Source organism: Porticoccus sp., from assembly GCA_023261185.1.
Classification (GTDB): domain Bacteria; phylum Pseudomonadota; class Gammaproteobacteria; order Pseudomonadales; family Porticoccaceae; genus Porticoccus; species Porticoccus litoralis.
The window spans coordinates 1-3,809 of sequence record JALRJN010000069.1 but is presented as its reverse complement, the minus strand read 5'-3'; the positions used below and the strand labels follow the sequence as shown (position 1 = coordinate 3,809).

Below are 3,809 nucleotides of genomic sequence, written 5' to 3'. Positions count from 1 at the left end.
GCAGGTTTTGCCGAGATCATTTCTCAACAGGTCGACAATCATCAGGTTCTCGGCGCGATCCTTGGCGCTGTTCATCAACTCTATGGCATTCTGTTGGTCTTCCTCGACAGTCTTACCTCGTCGCGCTGTTCCCTTAATTGGTTTGCTTTCCACTTGCCCCATGGACAGTTTAAGAAAGCGTTCCGGTGACAGGCTCAAGATGGCCTGTTGCGGATCTCCCCATTGGTAATAGCAACTGTAGGGAGAGGGTAGAACCCGACGCAATTGCCGGTACAGCGTCCAGCTGTCGCCATCAAAGGGCGCCGAATAATGGCGTGCCAGGTTAACCTGATAGCAGTCGCCCTGGCGGATATACGCTTTAATCTTGCTGATGGCGTCAAAATATTCATCCCTGGTTGCGGATGGGGTGAAGAGGTATTCAGAGCGATAGCCGGGATCGCTGCTCTCTTCCGGGGCCTGTTTCAAGCGTTTTTTGATATCCGCCCGCAAGGTTTGCGAGCAATTTGACTGAAAGATCAACCAGCCTTTTTGTGATGAGTGATTTAACACCAACGCCCAGGTGTAATAGCCAAGATGCATATCTGGGAAACCATCGACTTTTGGCAGTGAGTCAGGCAATGCTTCTATGCGGCGACCCAGATCGTAGCCGAAGAACCCGGCGAGACCACCGACAAACGGATAGGCGCTGAGAGATGGTTCCATAGCCCCGGAGGTGTTGAGTAAATCCTGTGCCAGAAGAAAGGGGTCTTCGCCACTGATGTGTGTGGCACTGGCAGTCGTTATGCGCGTTTCGTTACCCCTGGTTTCCAGTACGCAATTGGGTTGGGCGGTGATGATATCGAAGCGACCGGATAGACTGCGCGGCTTACCACTGTCCAGCCAGATGGCATTGGGCAGATCACGTATTTCCGCAAACAGAGCTTCGGCATCAGGGCGGTAAGGAAAATCGAGGACATCTACTGAAGACATGGTCGTTAGTCTAAGGTAGGGGGCAGGCTTTTCACAGAATAAAACGATGTTTAAGTCTGACATAAGGTTCTAGGTTGTATGCTCTTAAAAGTTTAGATGACGCGACTTTTACCATTGCGACACTATCCTGATCATGGCAACCTTTCCGGCCTATGAGCTTCTATCCACTAGAGTCAAAAAATCGCCTTAAAGAAGGGTATCTTCGGCGTGTCAACGTGGCAGGCAGAGACCTGTTGCTGCTACACAGCGCAGGTATTACCCGTCTGATTGAAAATCGCTGTCCCCACGATGGCTCACCTTTATTTATGGGTCGCTTGCAACAGGGCTGCCTGCGCTGCCCAAAACACGGCATCTCGTTTGAGCTGGAGAATGGTCATCCTATTGGTGGTGACGTGGTTGCAGATGTTGGTCCATTGGTGAGCCTGACGTTGACCAGCGAAGGCGACCAGGTGGGCATTATTATTGATGAAACCTAAGGATCAGTTATGAGTTTTTCTACCCCCGATTTATGTGATGACAACCCTGAGCTGGTCAGAGTGCTGGAGCCGATGCTGGCCAATTTTGGCGGCAGAGACAGCTTTTGCGGTGAAATTGTCACGATCAAGTGTCATGAGGATAACTCTCTGGTGAAAGAAAACGCGGCTAAACCCGGGCATGGCAAGGTGATGGTTGTCGACGGTGGCGGATCCATGAGAAGAGCGTTGCTTGGCGATATGATTGCTGAGAATGCTGTTAAAAATGGTTGGGAAGGACTGGTTATTTTTGGTTGTGTGCGGGATGTGGATGCCCTGGCAGAGCTCGACCTTGGTGTTCAGGCATTGGGCAGTATCCCCTTGAAAACAGACAAGCGGGGTATTGGTGACCTGAATGTACCGGTAACTTTTGGTGGTGTGACCTTTGTTCCTGGTGAATATGTGTACGCCGATAATAACGGAGTGCTGGTTTCTGCCAGCGCTTTGCTATAGACCAGTCATTTATTCCCCACCTGATTGATATCAACGCAATTGTGAGTCATTGATCTAAAGTGATGCTATAGGTAAGAGAGAATAGCTATGGGTTTAAAGAATACAGCTGACCGTTATGGCTCGCTCTCCATCGCCATGCACTGGCTGATGTTGCTGCTGATTATTGCTGTGTATGCCGCAATTGAGTGCCGGGAATTTTTTCCGAAGGGGAGTGACCCTCGCAATGCATTTAAAGCCTGGCACTTTTCACTGGGGCTCAGTGTTTTCTGCCTGGTTTGGCTGCGACTGCTGTTGAAGTTGATTCAGGTCTCGCCGCGTATCGTTCCGACCCCTGAAAGCTGGCAGCTGAAGCTGGCAAAAGTGCTTCATCTGGCGCTTTATTTACTGATGTTTGTGATGCCTGTGCTGGGCTGGCTGGTGTTAAGCGGCGAGGGTAAGGATATTCTCTTCTTCGGTCTGTCGCTTCCTCCACTAATCGCTGAAAACAAGGAGGTGGCGGGTATCTTCAAGGAGATACATGAAATTTTTGGCATTACTGGTTATGTGTTGATTGCCATCCATGCAGTCGCAGCGTTGGTCCACCATTATGTGCTGAAAGATAATACGCTGTTGCGTATCTTGCCGGGTAAACACTGACCCAGTGGCTTAATGTCACAGGCTGTGACAGTTTAAAATAGAATAAATAACGATAAATAATTCAGTATTAAGGAGAGGTCGATGATTAAGTCCAAGAGTCTTTTCGTGCTACTTGTTGCTGCCGGACTGGTAGCCTGCGGCGATAAGGGAAAAGCAGAGGTGGACCCTTCAGTTGTAGCTGGGGAAAAGCTTTTTCAGGAGAACTGTTCCGAGTGTCACCCTAGGACTGGCCGTAGCGATTTTCTTAAACGTATCCCCGCCACGTTGTTGACGCGAAAGTCGCAAAACGAGTTGATGGAGTGGATCAAGGGAAGTGACCGGCATCGTGAAATGCCTTCGTTCGATCATCTCTCTGATGAGGAACTGACTTCTCTGGCAAATTATCTTGAAAGCCAGATACTTAAGTAATCCCAAACTCTTCAAGCTGTTCTGAAGCCGCCAAGCGAGTGGCCAGCTGCTGCTCTCGCCCTGAAAATAAATAAAAAACGACAACATAAAAAAAGGGAGCTGTGACCAGCTCCCTGAAGGGTACTCTATAGGGGATATAGAGTGAAACTTGAATGGTTTATTAGAACTGGTTCATGGTGTTGTCTTTACCACCAGCTTTCAGTGCGGCTTCACCCGCAAAGTATTCCTTGTGGTTGTCACCGATGTCGGAACCGGCCATGTTCTGGTGCTTAACACAGGCGATGGTCTGACGAATTTCCTGACGCTGAACACCTTTCACGTAAGCCAGCATGCCTTCTTCTGCGAAGTAACCTTTAGCCAGGTTGTCTGTAGACAGCGCAGTAGTGTGGTAGGTCGGCAGTGTGATCAGGTGGTGGAAGATACCGGCTTCGCGAGCGGCATCAGCCTGGAAGGTACGGATACGCTCATCAGCGGCCAGAGCCAGTTCAGTGGCATCGTACTCTTCGCTCATCAGGTTGGCGCGATCGTAAGCGGATACGTCTTTACCTTCTTCACTCCAGGCATCGAATACTTGCTGACGAAAGTTCAGAGTCCAGTTGAATGACGGGCTGTTGTTGTAAACCAGCTTCGCATCTGGAACAACTTCGCGGATACGGTTAACCATTTCAGCGATCTGGCCAACGTGGGGCTTCTCGGTTTCGATCCACAGCAAGTCAGCGCCATGCTGTAGTGAGGTGATGCAATCCAATACGACCCGGTCTTCACCCGACCCTTTGTGGAACTGAAACAGGCCTGATGCCAGACGAGCCGGCTTAAGCAATTTGCCATTCA

At 49.9% G+C, this 3,809-nt stretch carries 6 protein-coding genes; 4 read left to right on the top strand and 2 right to left on the bottom strand.

The features are described from left to right. Positions 1-969: anthranilate synthase component I family protein (locus tag ACYZYZ_RS06460; RefSeq protein WP_461483671.1), on the bottom strand; the 969-nt coding region annotated here is incomplete at its 3' end. A 152-nt stretch (positions 970-1,121) separates the two neighbouring features. Here ACYZYZ_RS06460 and ACYZYZ_RS06455 point away from each other — a divergent pair. From ACYZYZ_RS06455 to ACYZYZ_RS06440, 4 genes are all read left to right on the top strand, one after another. Continuing rightward, entirely contained in the window at positions 1,122-1,445 is a 324-nt protein-coding gene (locus ACYZYZ_RS06455) for a Rieske (2Fe-2S) protein (protein WP_305170994.1), read from the top strand. 9 nt (positions 1,446-1,454) lie between these two features. Next, on the top strand, positions 1,455-1,934 hold the full coding sequence (gene rraA / locus ACYZYZ_RS06450; protein ID WP_461483670.1) for a ribonuclease E activity regulator RraA: 480 nt from the start codon (positions 1,455-1,457) through the stop codon (positions 1,932-1,934). A gap of 87 nt (positions 1,935-2,021) precedes the next feature. Beyond that, entirely contained in the window at positions 2,022-2,570 is a 549-nt protein-coding gene (locus ACYZYZ_RS06445; protein WP_461483669.1) for a cytochrome b, read from the top strand. Positions 2,571-2,651: 81 nt separating this feature from the next. Then, positions 2,652-2,978, top strand: coding sequence for a c-type cytochrome (locus ACYZYZ_RS06440; RefSeq protein ID WP_305170990.1), 327 nt, complete (start codon positions 2,652-2,654; stop codon positions 2,976-2,978). 160 nt (positions 2,979-3,138) lie between these two features. Here ACYZYZ_RS06440 and ACYZYZ_RS06435 read toward each other — a convergent pair. Further along, positions 3,139-3,809: beta/alpha barrel domain-containing protein (locus ACYZYZ_RS06435; protein WP_461483668.1), on the bottom strand; the 671-nt coding region annotated here is incomplete at its 5' end.

What these genes read in the sequence shown, in the direction of transcription:
- ACYZYZ_RS06455 (WP_305170994.1), top strand. Translation starts at nt 1,122, where the DNA reads ATGAGCTTCTATCCACTAGAGTCAAAAAATCGCCTTAAAGAAGGGTAT.
- rraA (WP_461483670.1), top strand. Translation starts at nt 1,455, where the DNA reads ATGAGTTTTTCTACCCCCGATTTATGTGATGACAACCCTGAGCTGGTC.
- ACYZYZ_RS06445 (WP_461483669.1), top strand. Translation starts at nt 2,022, where the DNA reads ATGGGTTTAAAGAATACAGCTGACCGTTATGGCTCGCTCTCCATCGCC.
- ACYZYZ_RS06440 (WP_305170990.1), top strand. Translation starts at nt 2,652, where the DNA reads ATGATTAAGTCCAAGAGTCTTTTCGTGCTACTTGTTGCTGCCGGACTG.